Source organism: Xanthomonas sp. GW, from assembly GCF_014236815.1.
Classification (GTDB): Bacteria; Pseudomonadota; Gammaproteobacteria; order Xanthomonadales; family Xanthomonadaceae; genus Xanthomonas_A.
Window position 1 is genome coordinate 533073 of record NZ_CP051189.1, and the last position, 16928, is coordinate 550000.

The following is a 16928-nucleotide window of genomic DNA, read 5'->3' on the forward strand; positions in this document are numbered from 1 at the left end:
GATTCCCCACTCCCAATACCCGGCCTCTCAATGACCCAGACCGCCCTGATCACCGGTGCCACCTCCGGTTTCGGCGCCGCCGCCGTGCGCCGCTTCGTCAACGCCGGCTGGCGCGTGATCGCCACCGGCCGCCGCGCCGAGCGGCTGCAGCCGCTGCTGGCCGAGTTCGGTGCCGAGCGCGTGCACGTGGCGGCGTTCGACATCCGCGACGAAGCCGCGCTCGATGCGATGCTGGCGGAGCTGCCGGACGCGTTCCGCGGCATCGACCTGCTGGTCAACAACGCCGGTCTGGCGCAGGGCACCGCACCGGCGCAGGCCGCGTCGCTGGACGACTGGCGCACGATGATCGACACCAACATCACCGCGCTGGTGACCCTGACCCATCGCCTGCTGCCCACGCTGATCCAGCGCCGCGGCGCGATCGTCAACATCAGTTCGGTGGCCGCGCTGTACCCGTATCCGGGCGGCAATGCCTACGGCGGCACCAAGGCCTTCGTCAGCCAGTTCTCGCTGGGCCTGCGCTCGGACCTGCACGGCACCGGCGTGCGCGTGACCGCGATCGAGCCGGGCATGGCCGAGACCGAGTTCACCCTGGTCCGCACCCACGGCGACCAGGGCGCGTCGGACAAGCTGTACCACGGCGCGCAGCCGATGACCGCCGAGGATATCGCCGAGCAGATCTTCTGGGTCGCCACGCTGCCGCCGCATCTGAACATCAATCGGCTGGAAATCATGCCGGTGACGCAGTCCTTCGCAGGCTTTCAGGTGGCTAGGAGCCGGGATTAGAGATTAGGGATTAGGGATTAGAAAAAGCGAAAGCGGCGCCGATGCGTTGCGCCTGCCGACGGCCGTCGCAGCCAGGCGGCCGTCAGTTGCGCTCGCGACAGGCGAGGCAATTCACGCATGTCGTAAGCCAACGGGTCGCAAGGAATGTGGGAGACGTTGCGTCTCCCGAATCCCGAATGCCCAATCCCGGCCTCACTGCGCCTTGATCGCGATCGCCGGCAGTCCGCTGCCGGTCAGCTTCTGCTTGGCCGCGGCCAGTTCGCTGGCGGTGCCGTACGGCCCCATGCGCACGCGGTACACGGTCTTGCCGCTGATCTGCGCCGATTCCACGCGCGCTGAAAGGCCCAGCATCGCCAGCTTGGCCTTGGTCGATTCGGCATCGCCGGAGGCGCCGAACGAGCCTGCCTGCAGGATGTAGCGGGCGTTGTCCGCTGCTGCCGCAGCGGCCGTGGCAGCGGCAGGCGTGGCCGCCGCCGCGGTCGGCTTGGCCGCCGTGTTGGCGGGTGCGCTCGCTGTTGCCGTTTCCGGCAGCGGTGTCGGGTTGGACACTGCCGCCGTCGTTGCCGGAGCGGTAGTGGCCGTGGTCGTCGTGGCCGTCGCCGGCGTGGCGGCGGCCGGCTGCGGCGCGCGCGCCTGGCGCGCGGCCTCGGCGCGTGCGCTGGCGGCCAGTTCGGCGTCGGACATCTGCACTTCCTTGCCGGGCAGCAAGGTATAGAAGTCGTACTGGGTCTGCGGGTCCTTCTTGGCGTCGGGCTTGGTGCTGCCGGCCGCCGCTGCCGCCGGTTTGGGCAGTTCCGGCGCCGCGTCCACATCGGCGTCGGCCACCGGCGCCGGTTGCGCATCCGGGTTGGCGCGCGGGCCGCCCACGCGCAGGAAGCCGTCGCCGTCCTTCTTGAACAGGCCCGGCGCCGCCAGGAATACCACTGCCGCGATCGCCACGCCGGCAATCAGCCACACCCATCCGGGCGTGCCGTTGCCGCTGTTGCGCCGCGCCTGCGTCTTACCGCGTCGTGCTGCCATCTACCGCTTCTCCACTCACATTTTTTCCGGGGCGGAAACGCCCAGGAGGTTCAGGCCGTTCGCCAGCACTTGCTGCGCCGCCACGGCCAGGGTCAACTTGGCGTTGCGCTCGCTCGCATCGTCCACCAGCACCGGAGTGCCGTGGTACCAGGTGTGGAACGCGGTCGCCAGTTCGCGCAGGTATTGCGCGATCAGGTGCGGCTCCAGCACATGCCCCGCATTCTCCACCACTTCCGGGTAGCGCGAGAGTTCCAGCATCAGTTCCAGCGAGGTCGCATCGTTCAGCCGGTTCAGCTGGCCCAGCCCGTCGGCCTGGTCGTAGTCCAGTTTCTTCTCCTGCGCCTGGCGCAGCAGGCTGCATACCCGGGCATGCGCGTACTGCACGTAGAACACCGGATTGTCGTTGCTCTGCTGGCGCGCCAGGTCGATGTCGAAGGTCAGCTGCGAATCGGGCTTGCGCGCGATCAGGAACCAGCGCGTGGCGTCGCGGCCGGCTTCCTCGATCAGGTCGCGCAGGGTCAGGTAGCTGCCGGCGCGCTTGGACAGCTTCACTTCCTCGCCGCCGCGCATCACCGTGACCATCTGGTGCAGCACGTACTCGGGCCAGCCCTTGGGGATGCCCAGGTCCATCGCCTGCAGGCCGGCGCGCACCCGCGCCAGCGAGCCGTGGTGGTCGGCGCCCAGCTCGGTGATGGCGCGCACGTAGCCGCGCTGCCACTTGCTCAGGTGATAGGCCACGTCCGGCACGAAATAGGTGTAGCTGCCGTCGGACTTGCGCATCACGCGGTCCTTGTCGTCGCCGAAATCGGTCGATTTCAGCCACAGCGCGCCGCCTTCCTCGTAGGTGTGGCCGGAGGCGACCAGCTTCTGCACCGCTTCCTCGACCTTGCCGTCGCGGTACAGCGAGCTTTCCAGGAAGTAGATGTCGAAGTCGACGCCGAACGCGGCCAGGTCGTGGTTCTGCTCGTTGCGCAGGTAGGCCACGGCGAAGCGGCGGATCGCCTCCAGATCGTTCGGATCCTTGGAGCCGGTGACCAGGTTGCCCTCCAGGTCCACCGAGTCGCCGGCCAGGTAGGCGTTGGCCACGTCCTGGATGTAGTCGCCGCGGTAGCCTTCTTCCGGCCAGTCGGGGCTGTCGGGGGTCTTGCCCTGCGCGCGCGCCTGCACCGAGCGCGCCAGGTTCTCGATCTGGCCGCCGCCGTCGTTGTAGTAGAACTCGCGCTTGGCGTTCCAGCCGTTGGCCTCGAGCAGCCGCGCCAGGCAGTCGCCGATCGCCGCAGCGCGGCCGTGGCCCACGTGCAGCGGGCCGGTCGGATTGGCCGAGACGTACTCCACGCCCACGGTGCGGCCATTGCCGACCAGGCTGCGGCCGTAGTCCTCGCCCTGCTTGAGCACCGCCAGCACCTCGCGCTGGTAGGCGCTGGGGCTGAGGTGGAAGTTGATGAAGCCGGGGCCGGCGATCTCGACCCGGGTCACTTCGTCGCTGGCCGGCAGCGCGGCGACCAGCTGCTGCGCCAGCGCGCGCGGATTGCCGCGCGCGGCCTTGGCCAGCAACATCGCGGCATTGGTGGCGAAGTCGCCGTGCTCGCGGGTCTTGGGCCGTTCGACCACGAAGTCCGGCGGCAGGGTGTCGGCCGGCAGGGTGCCGTTGGCGCGCAAGGCTTCGATGCCTTGACCGATCAGGGCGCGGAGTTGGGATTTCACGTGATCTCTGCTTGAAGCGCGGAACCGGCGATTTTACCCGACCCGCCGCCTCCCGGCCCGTGCCGGGTTCAGCCCGACCTCAGGCCGTCCGACGATGGCGGGTCGGGATTGGGAATTCGGGACGTGCCGTGCTGCCGCCGCGCTGCCCGGTTCCCGGATTCCGGCTCAGGCCCAGCCGCGCGCCGCCATCGATACCGGTGCTCCGTCGCCGACGATGAAATGGTCCAGCAAACGGATGTCCACCAAGCCCAGCGCCTGCTTCAGGCGGTGGGTAACGGCGCGGTCGGCGGGCGAGGGCTCCGAGTTTCCCGATGGATGGTTGTGGCCGATGATCACCGCAGCCGCGTTGTGCGCCAGCGCGCGCCGCACCACTTCGCGCGGATGCACCTCGGCGCCGTCCAGGGTGCCATGGGACAGTTCTTCGAACGCCAGCGAGCGGTGCTTGGTGTCCAGGAACAGCACCGCGAACACCTCGTGCGGCCACGCCCGCAGCCGTTGCGCGAAGTAGCGGCCGGCCGCCCCCGGATCGGTCAGGGTGGTGCCGCGTTCGAGTTCGGCGGCCAGGTGGCGCTTGGCCAGCTCCAGCGCCGCCGACAGCTTGCAGGCCCGTGCCGGGCCCAGTCCCGGCAGGCGCACCAGCTCGCGTGGCGGGCGGTCCAGCAGCATGCGCAGCGGGCCGTGCCGATGCAGCAGGTCGCGCGAGGTCCGCACTGCGTCGCTGCCGGGCAGGCCGGAGCCGAGGAAGATCGCCAGCAGTTCGGCGTCGGAGAGGGCGCCGGGGCCGCGTTCCAGCAGCTTTTCCCGGGGACGTTCGGCGTCGGGCCAGTCGTTGATGTGCATATCGCCAGATTGGCGGGCGATATGGCGCAACGGTATCAGGGCCGCAAAGGGCCATCGGGTAAGCTAATCGTTCTTGCATGGGTAGGACATTCCCGACGTGACCGGTACTTTCGAGGGGCCCCTGCAGGGGCGGCGTGTGCTGTTGTGCGTGGGCGGCGGCATCGCTGCCTACAAGGCGCTGGAGCTGGTGCGGCGGCTGCGCGAGGCGGGTGCCGAGGTGCAGGTGGCGATGACCGCCGGCGCGCAGCAGTTCGTCACGCCGCTGAGCTTCCAGGCGCTGTCCGCGCACCCGACCCGCACCAGCCTGTGGGACAGCGCCGCCGAGCAGGCGATGGGCCATCTGGAACTGGCGCACTGGGCCGATCGCGTGGTGGTGGCGCCGGCCACCGCCGACCTGCTGGCGCGGCTCGCCCACGGTCTGGCCGACGATCTGGTGACCACGCTGTGCCTGGCCACCACCGCGCCGCTGACCGTGTGCCCGGCGATGAACCACCGCATGTGGCTGCACCCCGCCACCCAGGCCAATGTCGCCACGCTGCGCCAACGCGGCGCCAGCGTGGTCGGGCCGAACGACGGCCCACTGGCCGAGGGCGAGTCCGGCCCCGGACGCCTGGCCGAGCCGGAAGAGATCGTCGCCGCGCTGGCCGGTGGCCACGCCGCGGTCGCGGCGACCCTGGCGGCGCCCGCGCCGGTCGCGGCCAGTAGCGGGGGCGGCGCGCTGCACGGCCTGCGCCTATTGATCAGCGCCGGGCCGACCTACGAAGACCTGGACCCGGTGCGCTATCTCGGCAACCGCAGCAGCGGCAAGATGGGCTATGCCCTGGCCGCCGCAGCGGCGCGGCAGGGCGCGGCGGTGGTGCTGGTCAGCGGCCCGGTGCACCTGCCCACGCCCGACGGCGTGCAGCGCATCGACGTGCGCTCGGCGGCGCAGATGCGCGCCGCGGTGCTCGGCGCGTTGCCGGCCGACATCTACATCGGCACCGCCGCGGTCGCCGACTACACGCCCAAGCAGGTCGCCGCGCAGAAGATCAAGAAGAGTGGCGAGATGCTGACCCTGGAACTGGTGCGCACTCCGGACATCCTGGCCGAGGTCGCCGCGCAGACCCAGGCGCTGAAACTGGTGGTCGGCTTCGCCGCCGAGACCCACGACATCGAACGTTACGCGCGTGGCAAACTCAACGACAAGCACCTGGACCTGATCATCGCCAACCAGGTGGGGGTGGCCGGCAACGGCTTCGAGAGCGACCAGAATGCCGCCACCGCCTACTGGCAACAGGGCGCGCGCAGCTTCCCGGCCGTGTCCAAGGCGCAACTGGCCGAACAATTGCTGGCCCTGATCGCGGAGCGACTGCACGCATGACCATCCCGACGCCGTACCCGCTGCAGGTCAAACTGCTCGACCCGCGCTTCGGCGACAGCTGGCCGCTGCCGGACTACGCCACCGAAGCCAGCGCCGGGCTCGACCTGCGCGCGGCCACCGAGGCGCCGCTGACCCTGGCGCCGGGCGATACCGCGCTGATCCCCAGCGGGCTGTCCATCTACATCGCCGATCCGCAGCTGTGCGCGGTGGTCTTGCCGCGCTCCGGGCTGGGCCATCGCCATGGCATCGTGCTCGGCAACGGCACCGGCCTGATCGATGCCGACTACCAGGGGCCGCTGCTGATCAGCGTCTGGAACCGCGGCCGCGAGCCGTTCACCATCGCCCCCGGCGACCGCATCGCGCAACTGGTGGTGATGCCGGTCGTGCGCGTTGCCCTGCAGGTGGTGGATACTTTCGCCGACAGCGCCAGGGGAACGGGTGGATTCGGCCATACCGGAGTGCGCTGACAGGGGATCGTCTGCATGAGCGAGGCAACACAACGGCCGCCGGCGCATGAGGGTTTGCGCAAGGCGGCGCCGCTGCTGGCGCTGCTGCTGGCCGTACTGGCCGGCTGGTTCGGCTGGAGCGGCGCGCAGCAATGGCGCTACGAACACAGCGCCACGGACCTGCAGCAGGCGCGCGACACGGCGGTGGCGCAGACCTCGCAGGCGCTGGCGGCGGTCGCCAAGCGCTTCGCCGCGCAATTGCAGCAGCCCGCGGTGCAGGCCGCCCTGGCGCGCGGCGACGCGACGGCGGCGGCGCAAGCCTTGCGCGAGGGCTGGAAGGACGCGGAAGACGCACAAGTGCTGCCCGGTGACCTGAGCGCCGGCTACGCCGACGCGGGCAGCTTCGGCTATGGCCGCCTGGCGCTGCTGGAAAAGGCGTTGCTGACCGACGCGGTCGCCAGCGCGGTGGTGCGCGACGGCGGCGGCGCGCGACTGGGGCTGGCCGCGCCGGTGACCCTGGACACGGGCGCCGGCGTCGCCTACCTGCGCCTGCCGCTGCGCGTGCTGACCGCACCGCTGGCGCAGGCTGCGGTCCCGGCCAGCGGCTATCTGGCGCTGCGCCAGGGCAGCTACGACGTGATCGGCGCCGGCGATGCCGGCCTGGCCGACCATGGCGACGCCTTGTCGCGGCCGATCGGCAAGACCGGGCTGCGGGTGGTCGCGGCATTGCCCGACGCCGAGGTCGGACCGCTCGGCCTGGACGCGCTGCCCTGCCTGATCGTCGCCGGCCTGCTCGGCTTTTTGGCTCTGGCGGTGCTGCTGGCCGCGCGTGGCCGCCTGCCGCGGCCGCGCCGCGCCAAGGCCGCCGCCGCCGCCGCCGAGCAGGAACCCACCCTGCGGCAGAGCCTGCAGCACCGGGAGTCGCCAGCGGCGCCGCCGGTGCCGGAGGGCGAGACCGCGCCGGCCAGGACGGTTCAGGCACTGACCGTGCCGGCCGCCATCTTCCGCGCCTACGACATCCGCGGCGTGGTCGGCCGCGATCTCAGCCCGCAGGTCGCCGCCTTGATCGGCCAGGCGATCGGCGCGGTGATGCAGGAGCAGGGCTTGAGCGAGGTGGTGGTCGGCCGCGACGGCCGCCTGTCCGGCCCGGAACTGTCGACGGCGCTGATCGAAGGCCTGCGCCGCGCCGGCTGCCACGTCACCGATATCGGCCTGGCGCCGACCCCGGTGGTGTATTTCGCCAGCTTCCACCTGCGCGCCGGCAGCTGCGTGGCGGTGACCGGCAGCCACAACCCGCCGGACTACAACGGTTTCAAGATCGTGGTCGGCGGCGAAACGCTGTCCGGCGCGGCGATCACCGACCTGTACGCGCGCATCAGCGAAGGCCGCCTGCCGACTGCCGCCGAGCCCGGGCGGCTGGATCAGCGCGACGTCGGCGACGACTACATCAAGCGCATCGCCGACGACGTGCAGCTGGATCGCCCGCTCAAGGTGGTGGCCGATGCCGGCAACGGCGTGGGCGGCGAACTGGCGCCGCGGCTGCTGGAGGCGATCGGCGCGGAGGTCATCCCGCTGTATTGCGACGTCGACGGCACCTTCCCCAACCATCACCCCGATCCCAGCGAGCCGCACAATCTGGAAGACCTGATCCAGACCGTGAAGCGCTTCGACGCCGACCTGGGCATCGCCTTCGACGGCGATGCCGACCGGCTCGGCGTGGTCACCAAGGAAGGCACGGTGATCTATGCCGATCGCTTGCTGATGCTGTTCGCCGCCGACGTGCTGCAACGCAACCCCGGCGCGCTGGTGATCTACGACGTCAAGTGCACCGGCAAGCTGTCGGACTACGTGCTGCGCAACGGCGGCAGCCCGATGGTGTGGAAGACCGGGCATTCGCTGATCAAGGCGAAGATGCGCGAGACCGACGCCGAACTGGCGGGCGAGATGAGCGGCCACTTCTTCTTCAAGGAGCGCTGGTACGGCTTCGACGACGGCCTGTACGCGGCGGCGCGGCTGCTGGAGATCCTGGCGCAGCGCGAGGAGAGCCCGTCCGAGGTGCTGGCCGAGCTGCCCGACAGCGTGTCCACGCCGGAGATCAAGCTGCCGCTGGCCGACGGGCAGGACGCGCATGCACTGGTTGCGCAACTGGTCGCTGTGGCGCAGCAGGAAGGCTCGGCGTTCGCCGGTGCGCGGCTGCTCACTATCGATGGCCTGCGCGCGGACTTCGCCGACGGCTGGGGCCTGGTGCGCGCGTCCAACACCACGCCGGCGCTGGTGCTGCGCTTCGAGGCCGACACCAGTGCCGCGCTGGAGCGGATCAAGGACCTGTTCCGCAGCCAGTTGCAAGCGCTGTTGCCGTCGCTGGCGGCGGGATTCTGAGGCGCATGGTGTGTGCGCCCGGCGCCGCGCCGGGCGAGGCGACGTAGCGCCGCCGGCATGCGGAGTGCTGGGGGAGCGGCTTCGTCCCGCGACAGGATGGCCGAGAACGCAGCGATTCCGGGCTGCGCTCGTCGCGGTTGAAACCGCTCCTACAGGAAGCTCGGCCAACTCGCCGGGCGCACTGTAGGAGGGGCTTCAGCCCGACAGCATCCGAAGCCGTCGGGCGTCCGGACTTCTCTCGTCGCGACTGAAGTCGCCCCCACAAGGGACTCGCGGCCAACTCGCTGCGTGCACTGTGGGAGGGACTTCAGTCCCGACTCCAGCCGAAGCCGCCCAGGCATCCGGGCTTCGTTCGCCGCGACTGAAGGCGCTCCCACAAGGAACTCGCGGCCAACTCGCTCTCGCTGGGTGCACTGTAGGAGGGACTTCAGTCCCGACATCCCTGCCGCGGCGACCTGTCTACCGCCGCTGGCCGCACGTCGCGCTCAGCCGCTGTTCGTCGTCGCAGCCGGCGCCGTGCCGGTCCCGGGCCGCTTCGCCGCACGGTAGCGTTGCAGCGCGTCGTCGATTTCCTGGTTCAGGCCGAGCCGCTGCTGTTCGAAGTTCTTCTGCATGCGCAGCTGCCACAGCAGCGCGCGATGGCGCTGCTGCACGTCCTCGACGATCTTGCCGGTCACCTTCTGCCCGGCCAGTTCGCGCGCGCCGGCGTTGGCCAGCAGGCCGACCAGTCCTTCGCGCAGGCTGTTGACGTTGTAGCGGGCGGTGTTGATGTTGTTGTCGACGATGCCGATGCGCTCGGAGAACACCCGGCGCAATTCCTCTTCGGTCTGGAACGACAGCAGCATCGCCTGGTCGGTGCGCTTGCGCGTCTCCAGCGCCGCCTGGTCGGCGCGCTGCTGCGCGGCATCGGCGGCGGCCGCAGCGCGCTCCTCGGCATTCAGCGCGCGGCCGACCGCGCCGCTGCGCATTCCGCTCTTGGCGTTGAATTCGTCGCGCGCCTGGTTCACCGCTTCCGGCGGCAGCGCATCGCTGCACACGCGCTGCCCGCCCTGGTTCCAGCAGTACAGCTTCTTGGATGGCGCCGGCTGCGCTGCGGCCGGCAATGCAATCAGCGCGAGCAGGACCGGCAACGCGGCCCGGCCCCATGGTCGTTGGATCGGCATCATGGCAGCCCCCTGCTGTCAGCCTGACGGATCGCAGCCGTAGCGTGCCCGGTAGGCCAGCAGCGGTTCGCGGAAGCCGACAAGGTCCGCGTTTCCATCGATGAATGCAAGCAGATCGCCCAGGTGCGCGACCGACACCACAGGAACGCCGGCCTCGGCCGCCACCGCCTGTGCCGCCGAGCGCCGGTCGTGCTCGCCGGCGATCTCCTGGCGGTCCAGCGCGACCAGGATCGCCGCCGGGAGGCCGCCGGCCTCGCGGATGATCGCCAGCGCCTCGCGGATCGCGGTGCCGGCGGTGATCACGTCGTCCACGATCAGCACCCGGCGCCCGGCCAGCGGCGCGCCGATCAGGCTGCCGCCTTCGCCATGGGTCTTGGCTTCCTTGCGGTTGAACGCCAGCGGCAGGTTGCGGTCGCGCTGCGCGTACTCGCAGGCCAGCGCGGTCGCCAGCGGGATGCCCTTGTAGGCCGGGCCAAACAGCAGGTCGAAGTCGAGCCCGGCGGCGTCGGCCGCATCGGCGTAGCACGCCGCCAAGCGCGCAACCGTGGTCCCGGAATCGAAGCGCCCGGCATTGAAGAAATAGGGACTGATGCGCCCGGACTTCAGCGTGAACTCGCCGAAGCGCAGCGCCTGCGCATCCAGGGCCAATTGCAGGAAACGTTGCCGGTAGTCGGTCATTGGGATGCCGGGATTCGGGATTCGGGATGACGGGATTCGTGAAAGCATAGCCGGTTGCGGCCATGCAGCGTCCACGCATGGGGTACGCTTTCACGAATCCCCAATCCCTCCATCCCGAATCCCGGCTCTTCCTCCATGCGCATCATCAGCTTCAACGCCAACGGCCTGCGTTCGGCCGCCACCAAGGGCTTCTTCGAGTGGTTTTCCAGCCAGCACGCCGATGTGCTGTGCGTGCAGGAGACCAAGGCGCAGGAGCATCAGCTGGCCGGGCCGGCGTTCCTGCCGGACGGCTACCGCGTCTGGTTCCGCGATGCCAGCACCAAGAAGGGCTACAGCGGCGTGGCTATCTACAGCAAGCGCGAGCCGGACGAGGTGCGTACCGCGCTGGGCTGGTCCGAGTTCGACGAGGAGGGCCGCTACCTGGAAGCGCGCTTCGGCAACCTGAGCGTGGTCTCGTTCTACATCCCCTCCGGCTCGTCGGGCGAACTGCGCCAGGGCTACAAGTTCCAGGTCATGGACTGGCTGCGGCCGATCCTGGACGAATGGCTGGCCAGCGGCCGCGACTACGTGCTGTGCGGCGACTGGAACATCGTGCGATCGGCGCTGGACATCAAGAACTGGAAGTCCAACCAGAAGAATTCCGGCTGCCTGCCGGCCGAGCGCGACTGGCTCAACGGCCTGTGCGCCGATCGCGCCGAAGACGCGGACGCGGCCAGCGGCCGCGGCTGGGTCGACGCCTACCGCGCGCTGCACCCGGAAGGCCAGGACTACACCTGGTGGAGCAACCGCGGCGCCGCGCGCGCCAACGACGTGGGTTGGCGCATCGACTACCAGTTCGTCACCCCGTCGCTGCGCGAGCGCCTGCAGCGCTGCGCGATCTACACCGCGCAGCGCTTCTCCGACCATGCGCCGTTCGTGGTGGATTACCGCGAATGAGTCCGGCCGCGTCCGCGCCGGCGTCCTACAAGGGCTGGGCCGGGATCAAGCGCGCCTTCGCCACGCCGTCGGCGGCGACGATGGCGCTGCTCGGCTTCGGCAGCGGCCTGCCGTTCCTGTTGATCGCCTCGCAGACCCTGTCCACGCGCCTGCGCGACGTCGGCCTGGACCTGGGCAGCATCGGCCTGATCAGCCTGGCCAGCTTCTTCTACCTGCTCAAGTTCCTGTGGGCGCCGCTGCTGGACCGCTATCCGTTCCCGCTGGTCGCGTTCCTGGGCCGGCGCCGCTCGTGGCTGCTGGTGTCGCAACTGGGGGTCACGATCGGCCTGGCGGCGCTGGCGCTGATGCGCCCGGAGTTGAGCATCGGCGGGCTGGTGCTGTGGGTACTGATCGCCTCCTTCGCCGGCGCCACCCAGGATTCGGTGGTCGATGCGTACCGGATCGAGATCGCCCCGGCCTCGGCGCAGGCCGCGCTCGCCGCGACCTACACCTTCGGCTACCGCATCGGCCTGATCCTGTCCGGCGCCGGCGCGCTGTACCTGGCCCAGTTCGGCGACTGGACCCTGGCCTATCTGGTGATGGCCGGTCTGATGCTGCTGCCCATCGCCACCACCTTGCTGTGCCGCGAACCTGAAGTGCCGGCGTCCACGGTGGTGCGCAAGATCGACGTGGTCGGTGCGTTCTGGCAACCGATCTCCAGCTTCTTCACCAGCAACGGCCTGGCGCTGGGCCTGGGGCTGCTGCTGTTCGTGGGCCTGTTCAAGTTCCCCGACCAGGTGATCGGGGTGATGTCCGGGCCGTTCTACCTGGATTCGGGCTTCAGCAAGGCCGACATCGCCACCGTCTCCAAGCTGTTCGGGGTGTGGATGGGCATCGCCGGCGCCTTCGCCGGCGGCCTGGCGGTGGCGGCGTTCGGCTTCCGGCGCATGCTGTTCGTCGCCGCGCTGGGCGTGGCGCTGTCGAATCTGGCGTTCCTGCTGATGGCCCACCATCCCGGTCAGCTGTGGTCGTTCTACGCCGCGCTCAGCGCCGACAACCTGTTCCAGGGTTTCGCCGGTACCGTGCTGGTCGCCTTCATGTCGTCGCTGACCGACCGCAACTTCACCGCCACCCAGTACGCGCTGCTGGTGTCGCTGGCCAACCTGCCCGGCAAGTTCGTCGGCGGCGCCTCCGGTTATATCGTCGAGGCCACCTCCTACAGCACCTTCTTCGTGCTCAGCGCGTTCACGGTGATCCCGACCTTGCTGCTGCTGGCCTGGCTGTGGCCGCGGATCCGCGAACAATCGGCGCCCGCCGCACCGCAGGCGGATTGAAAGCCCGCCCGGACTTGCGGATGATGCATGGCGGCGCCTGGGGTGCGCCGCCGTCCGCTCGGGAGTCCGCATGACCGATCTGCTGTTGCGCGACATCGACCCCATTCTGGTCGATCGGATCCGTCGCATCGCCGTGGCCCGCGGCTGGACCCAGCACCAGACCGTGCTCAACCTGATCGAACAGGGCCTGTTCGCCAGCGAGCACGAGGTGCGCAGCGGCTTCGAGAACCCGGAAGTGGATGCCTTGTCCGACGCGATCGCCGCGTTGCGCGAACTGCCGGCCGGCGCTGGCTTCTGAGTCGCGTGTCGGCGCCCATGGCGCCGAGCTCAGGCCAGGTGGATCGCGCCGAGGATGCGCGGCCCGCGTGCGCCGCTGACCGAAGGCACATTGCCGGGCAGCCCGGCCAGGGTCTGCCGCGCCAGCCAGGCGAATCCCATCGCTTCCACGTAGTCCGGATCCAGGCCCAGCGCCTGCGTGGACAGCACCTGCACGCCCGGCAGCCGCGCCTGCAGCCGCGCCAGCAACAGCGGGTTGTGCACGCCGCCGCCGCAGACCAGCAATTGCCGGGTCGCCGGCTGCTGCGCCAGCAGCGCGTCTGTCACGGTGGCCGCGGTCAACTCCAGCAAGGTCGCCTGCACCGCCGCGGCCGGATGCGCGGCCGGCTCCAGCAACGCATCCACCCAGCGCAGATGGAACTGCTCGCGCCCGGTGCTCTTGGGCGGGGCCAGCGCGAACCAGGGATCGGCCAGCAGGCGCTGCAACAGGCCTTCGTCGACCTGGCCGCTGGCGGCGAAGGCGCCGCCGGCATCGTAGGGCCGGCCTAGATGGCGCTGGCACCAGGCATCGAGCAGTGCGTTGGCCGGGCCGGTGTCGAACCCGCGTACGCTGCCGTGCGCCGGCAGCAGGGTCAGGTTGCCGATCCCGCCCAGGTTCAGCACCGCGCGGTCCTCGTGCGCCGCGCCCAGCATCGCCGCGTGGAAGGCCGGCATCAGCGGCGCGCCATGGCCGCCGGCGGCGACATCGCGGCGACGGAAGTCGCACACCGTGGCGATGCCGGTCAGCTCGGCGATGCGGTTGCCGTCGCCCAGTTGCCAGGTGAAGGCGGGATTGGCCAGCGGCCGGTGGCGCACGGTCTGTCCGTGCGAACCGATCGCGCGGACCTGCGCAGGCGCGACGCCGGCTTCCTCAAGCAGGCGCAGCGCGGCCTCGGCGAAGGCGATCGCCACTTCCGCATCGAGCCGGCCCAGCGTATCCAGCGAATCGATGTCGCCGCCTTCGCCCAATGCGATCAACGCCTCGCGCTGGCGGGGTGCCCAGGCGTAGGTACGGCCGAGGCGCAGCTGCGCCTGGCCATCGGCGCCGAAGCGCACCAGCGCGGCGTCGATGCCATCGGCGCTGGTGCCGGACATCAGGCCGAGGAACAGGGCCTCGTCATCGAGTGCGATCGGATCGGGCATTGCAAGGCACCAGGCAGCGTCAGCGCCGCAGCGTGGGCGAGCGGCGGCGGCGCGTCAATCCGCGCCGCCGTGGCGAGGCAGGTACGCGGCTCAGCCGGCGTCGCTGGACTGTGCCGACTTGGCCGAGGCGACAGTCTTCTTCTTCTTGGTCGGGGCATCGCCCTTCGCCGGTGCGGCGTCGGCGTAGATCAGCTTCTCCACGCGCTGGATGCGCGCCAGCGCGGGCGAGGTCTGCGCACGGAACGCGGCCAGCTCGGTGCCGGCCAGCGGTGTCGGCGGTGGCATCGTCACCGAGGCCGGATTGCGCTGCACGCCGTCCACGCGGAATTCGTAGTGCAGGTGCGGGCCGGTGGCCATGCCGGTCATGCCGACGAAGCCGATCACCGTGCCCTGGTTGATGCGCTGGCCGGCCTTGATCCCGCCGAAGCGCGACATGTGCCCGTACAGCGTGCTGTAGCCCTTGCCGTGGTCCAGGATCACCACGTTGCCGTAGCCGCGCTGGGTGCCGACGAACTGCACCCGCGCATCGCCGGCGGCCATGATCGGCGTGCCCGACGGCGCCGCGTAGTCGATGCCCTTGTGCATGCGCATGGTGCCCAGCACCGGATGCTTGCGCGCGCCGAAGGTCGAGCTGATCCGGCTGTAGGACACCGGCATGCGGATGAAGCTCTTCTTCAGCGGCCGCCCGCTGACGTCGAAGTACTCGGCCGGCTTGCCGTCGCGCTCGAAGCGGAAGCCGCTGTAGGTCTTGCCGCGGGTGGTGAAGGTCGCCGCCAGGATCTTGCTGGTGTCGATCCGCTCGCCTTCGCGCCAGGTTTCGTCCATCACCACGCTGAAGCGGTCGCCCGGCTGCAGGTCCTTGTCGAAGTCGATGTCGTACTTGAAGATCTCGTCGGTCATCGTCGCGATCGCCGACGGCGACAGCCCCGCCTTGCGCGCGGCCACGTACAGCGAGCTGGTGATTTCGCCGCTGATGACCGCGGTGCGGGTGCTGGTCTCGCGCTCGGTCACCTTCTCGCGGATATCGTCGCCGAGCAGCGATAGTTCCACGCGGTGGGTGGCGTCGCGGTCGAAGCGGATCCCGCGCAGGCTGCCGGCCACCGGCAGGTCGAAGCCGATCTCGGCGCCGGGGCGCAGCTTGGTCAGCGCCTCGCGCGTGCCGGGGTGGTCCAGCACCTGGTGCATCACCGTGGCCGGGATGTCGAGCTGTTCGAACACCGCGCCCAGGGTCTGCCCGGGCTGGATCCGCACCACCTGCCAGCTGTCGCCGGCCACGCCCTGCTGCTGGGCCAGCGAAATCGGCGGCAATGGCAGCGCCAGGGTCGCGTGCGTGGTCTGCAGCGGCACGTCGATCGCATTGGAGAAGCCGGGCACGATCGTGGCCACCAGCGCGCCGATGGTGGCGAACAGGCTGGCGTGGATCCAGTGGCGGCGGGTCCAGCGGCCGGCGGGGAAGTGCTGCGTCAGCTGCCGATGCAGTGCGGTGTCGTGAAGCACATGGAGACGTTGCTGGAAGCGCTGCTTGCGCGCGCGTTCCTGTTCGGTTTCGCTGTTCTGCATCAAGGCTTCCTCATGAGCCCGAAGCGCGAGCTCAAAACTCGGCTACCATAAACACCGATCAACAGCGCGTCAAACCATTGAACCGGCTCAGGTTTTCGCCGGATGCGCAGTTAACTCGCACTTAACGTCATTCATGTTGCCTGGCGGCAACCCGTCGGAGTTCCGTTTTGTCCACGATTGAAGAGTGTCTTGCCCTGATCGGCCGCGGTGCCGACGAAATCCTCAAGCGCGAAGAACTGGAAGCGCGGCTTCGTACCGGCCGCCCGTTGCGCGTGAAAGCCGGTTTCGACCCGACCGCGCCCGACCTGCACATCGGCCATACCGTGTTGCTGAACAAGATGCGTCAGTTCCAGCAGCTGGGCCACCAGGTGATTTTCCTGATCGGCGACTTCACCGGCATGATCGGCGACCCCACCGGCAAAAACGTCACCCGCAAGCCGCTGACCCGCGAGGACGTGCTCGCCAACGCGCGTACCTATGAGGAGCAGGTGTTCAAGGTGCTGGACCGCGAGCGCACCGAAGTGCGCTTCAACTCGGAGTGGTTCGGGCAGATGAGCGCGGCCGACATGATCCGCCTGGCCGGCCAGCACACCGTGGCGCGCATGCTCGAGCGCGACGATTTCGCCAAGCGCTATGCCGCGCAGCAATCCATCGCCATCCACGAATTCCTGTATCCGCTGGTGCAGGGCTACGATTCGGTGGCCTTGAAGGCCGACGTCGAACTGGGCGGCACCGACCAGAAGTTCAACCTGCTGATGGGGCGCGGCCTGCAGGAGCACTACGGGCAGGCGGCGCAGATCGTGCTGACTATGCCGCTGCTGGAGGGCCTGGACGGGGTCAACAAGATGTCCAAGTCGCTGGGCAACTACATCGGCATCAGCGAGCCGGCGATCGACATCGTCACCAAGACCATGAAGATCGGCGACGAGCTGATGTGGCGCTGGATCGAACTGCTGTCCTTCGACATAAGCCTGAGCGAAGCGCAGGAACTGAAGCGGCAGGTGCAGGCCGGCGCATTGCACCCGCGCGAAGTGAAGCTGCGCCTGGCCCGTGAGCTGACCACGCGCTTTCACGACGCCGCGGCGGCCGAGCAGGCCATTGTCGGCTGGCATGCGGTGGTGACCGGGCAGGGCGACACCAGTGCATTGCCGCTGCAGGATGTGGCGGTGCCGGCGGAAGGCCTGCGCATCGCCGCGCTGCTGACCGCCGCCGGGCTGACCGCCAGCAACTCCGAGGCCAGCCGCAAGCTCAAGGAGCGCGCGGTACGCGTGGAAGGCGAGGTGGT

At 69.7% G+C, this 16928-nt stretch carries 15 protein-coding genes (1 of these 15 only partly in view); 8 read left to right on the forward strand and 7 right to left on the reverse strand.

Annotation, left to right across the window (positions count from 1 at the left end; translation table 11 throughout):
* The first annotated feature begins 30 nt into the window (after nt 1-30).
* The gene (locus tag HEP73_RS02380; protein ID WP_185821978.1) at nt 31-786 is read left to right on the forward strand and encodes an SDR family NAD(P)-dependent oxidoreductase; all 756 of its coding nucleotides are present in this window, start codon (nt 31-33) and stop codon (nt 784-786) included.
* A 192-nt stretch (nt 787-978) separates the two neighbouring features.
* Here the strand turns inward: HEP73_RS02380 and HEP73_RS02385 are convergent, their stop codons facing one another.
* The 3 genes from HEP73_RS02385 to radC form a co-directional block, all read right to left on the reverse strand.
* Nucleotides 979-1806, reverse strand: coding sequence for an SPOR domain-containing protein (locus tag HEP73_RS02385; RefSeq protein ID WP_185821979.1), 828 nt, complete (start codon nt 1804-1806; stop codon nt 979-981).
* A gap of 15 nt (nt 1807-1821) precedes the next feature.
* A complete protein-coding gene (argS, locus tag HEP73_RS02390) occupies nt 1822-3510 on the reverse strand; it encodes an arginine--tRNA ligase (RefSeq protein ID WP_185821980.1) in 1689 nt (562 codons plus the stop codon).
* A 165-nt stretch (nt 3511-3675) separates the two neighbouring features.
* Entirely contained in the window at nt 3676-4350 is a 675-nt protein-coding gene (radC, locus tag HEP73_RS02395; protein ID WP_185815025.1) for a RadC family protein, read from the reverse strand.
* A 97-nt stretch (nt 4351-4447) separates the two neighbouring features.
* On the opposite strand from radC, the gene coaBC reads away from it, so the two are divergent.
* Genes coaBC through HEP73_RS02410 form a run of 3 tightly spaced genes read left to right on the forward strand, consistent with a single transcriptional unit; the run spans nt 4448 to nt 8535 of the window.
* Complete coding sequence (gene coaBC, locus HEP73_RS02400) at nt 4448-5710, forward strand: bifunctional phosphopantothenoylcysteine decarboxylase/phosphopantothenate--cysteine ligase CoaBC (protein ID WP_185821981.1); 1263 nt, start codon at nt 4448-4450, stop codon at nt 5708-5710.
* Nucleotides 5707-6177 carry a dUTP diphosphatase gene (gene dut, locus HEP73_RS02405; RefSeq protein ID WP_009588584.1) on the forward strand — a complete coding sequence of 157 codons (471 nt, stop codon included), beginning with the start codon at nt 5707-5709 and terminating at the stop codon, nt 6175-6177. The genes coaBC and dut overlap by 4 nt, the downstream gene beginning before the upstream one ends.
* A gap of 15 nt (nt 6178-6192) precedes the next feature.
* Nucleotides 6193-8535, forward strand: a complete 2343-nt coding sequence (locus HEP73_RS02410) for a phosphomannomutase/phosphoglucomutase (RefSeq protein ID WP_185821982.1) — start codon at nt 6193-6195, stop codon at nt 8533-8535.
* 485 nt (nt 8536-9020) lie between these two features.
* Here HEP73_RS02410 and HEP73_RS02415 read toward each other — a convergent pair whose 3' ends face one another.
* Together HEP73_RS02415 and pyrE are read right to left on the reverse strand one after the other, a co-directional pair.
* Entirely contained in the window at nt 9021-9701 is a 681-nt protein-coding gene (locus HEP73_RS02415; RefSeq protein ID WP_185821983.1) for a hypothetical protein, read from the reverse strand.
* Between the two features lie 15 nt (nt 9702-9716).
* Entirely contained in the window at nt 9717-10376 is a 660-nt protein-coding gene (pyrE, locus tag HEP73_RS02420; protein WP_185821984.1) for an orotate phosphoribosyltransferase, read from the reverse strand.
* A 135-nt stretch (nt 10377-10511) separates the two neighbouring features.
* Here pyrE and HEP73_RS02425 point away from each other — a divergent pair, with 135 nt between their 5' ends.
* From HEP73_RS02425 to HEP73_RS02435, 3 genes are all read left to right on the forward strand, one after another.
* Complete coding sequence (locus HEP73_RS02425) at nt 10512-11312, forward strand: exodeoxyribonuclease III (RefSeq protein ID WP_185821985.1); 801 nt, start codon at nt 10512-10514, stop codon at nt 11310-11312.
* The gene (locus tag HEP73_RS02430; protein WP_185815031.1) at nt 11309-12625 is read left to right on the forward strand and encodes an AmpG family muropeptide MFS transporter; all 1317 of its coding nucleotides are present in this window, start codon (nt 11309-11311) and stop codon (nt 12623-12625) included. The genes HEP73_RS02425 and HEP73_RS02430 overlap by 4 nt, the downstream gene beginning before the upstream one ends.
* Before the next feature lie 70 nt (nt 12626-12695).
* On the forward strand, nt 12696-12923 hold the full coding sequence (locus HEP73_RS02435) for a hypothetical protein (RefSeq protein WP_104558896.1): 228 nt from the start codon (nt 12696-12698) through the stop codon (nt 12921-12923).
* Nucleotides 12924-12952: 29 nt separating this feature from the next.
* Here the strand turns inward: HEP73_RS02435 and HEP73_RS02440 are convergent, their stop codons facing one another.
* Complete coding sequence (locus HEP73_RS02440; RefSeq protein ID WP_185821986.1) at nt 12953-14083, reverse strand: anhydro-N-acetylmuramic acid kinase; 1131 nt, start codon at nt 14081-14083, stop codon at nt 12953-12955.
* A 90-nt stretch (nt 14084-14173) separates the two neighbouring features.
* Nucleotides 14174-15643 carry a M23 family metallopeptidase gene (locus tag HEP73_RS02445; protein ID WP_185821987.1) on the reverse strand — a complete coding sequence of 490 codons (1470 nt, stop codon included), beginning with the start codon at nt 15641-15643 and terminating at the stop codon, nt 14174-14176.
* A 167-nt stretch (nt 15644-15810) separates the two neighbouring features.
* Here HEP73_RS02445 and tyrS point away from each other — a divergent pair, with 167 nt between their 5' ends.
* On the forward strand, nt 15811-16928 hold the 5' portion of the coding sequence (gene tyrS, locus HEP73_RS02450; RefSeq protein ID WP_185821988.1) for a tyrosine--tRNA ligase. 94 nt of this gene lie beyond the right edge of the window; only the first 1118 of its 1212 coding nucleotides appear in the window; it begins with the start codon at nt 15811-15813; the stop codon falls past the right edge of the window.

Excerpts from the sequence above, each read along its gene's own strand:
- HEP73_RS02380 (WP_185821978.1), top strand. The coding sequence starts at position 31 with ATGACCCAGACCGCCCTGATCACCGGTGCCACCTCCGGTTTCGGCGCC.
- HEP73_RS02385 (WP_185821979.1), bottom strand. The coding sequence starts at position 1,806 with ATGGCAGCACGACGCGGTAAGACGCAGGCGCGGCGCAACAGCGGCAAC.
- radC (WP_185815025.1), bottom strand. The coding sequence starts at position 4,350 with ATGCACATCAACGACTGGCCCGACGCCGAACGTCCCCGGGAAAAGCTG.
- dut (WP_009588584.1), top strand. The coding sequence starts at position 5,707 with ATGACCATCCCGACGCCGTACCCGCTGCAGGTCAAACTGCTCGACCCG.
- HEP73_RS02410 (WP_185821982.1), top strand. The coding sequence starts at position 6,193 with ATGAGCGAGGCAACACAACGGCCGCCGGCGCATGAGGGTTTGCGCAAG.
- HEP73_RS02415 (WP_185821983.1), bottom strand. The coding sequence starts at position 9,701 with ATGATGCCGATCCAACGACCATGGGGCCGGGCCGCGTTGCCGGTCCTG.
- pyrE (WP_185821984.1), bottom strand. The coding sequence starts at position 10,376 with ATGACCGACTACCGGCAACGTTTCCTGCAATTGGCCCTGGATGCGCAG.
- HEP73_RS02425 (WP_185821985.1), top strand. The coding sequence starts at position 10,512 with ATGCGCATCATCAGCTTCAACGCCAACGGCCTGCGTTCGGCCGCCACC.
- HEP73_RS02430 (WP_185815031.1), top strand. The coding sequence starts at position 11,309 with ATGAGTCCGGCCGCGTCCGCGCCGGCGTCCTACAAGGGCTGGGCCGGG.
- HEP73_RS02435 (WP_104558896.1), top strand. The coding sequence starts at position 12,696 with ATGACCGATCTGCTGTTGCGCGACATCGACCCCATTCTGGTCGATCGG.
- HEP73_RS02440 (WP_185821986.1), bottom strand. The coding sequence starts at position 14,083 with ATGCCCGATCCGATCGCACTCGATGACGAGGCCCTGTTCCTCGGCCTG.
- HEP73_RS02445 (WP_185821987.1), bottom strand. The coding sequence starts at position 15,643 with ATGCAGAACAGCGAAACCGAACAGGAACGCGCGCGCAAGCAGCGCTTC.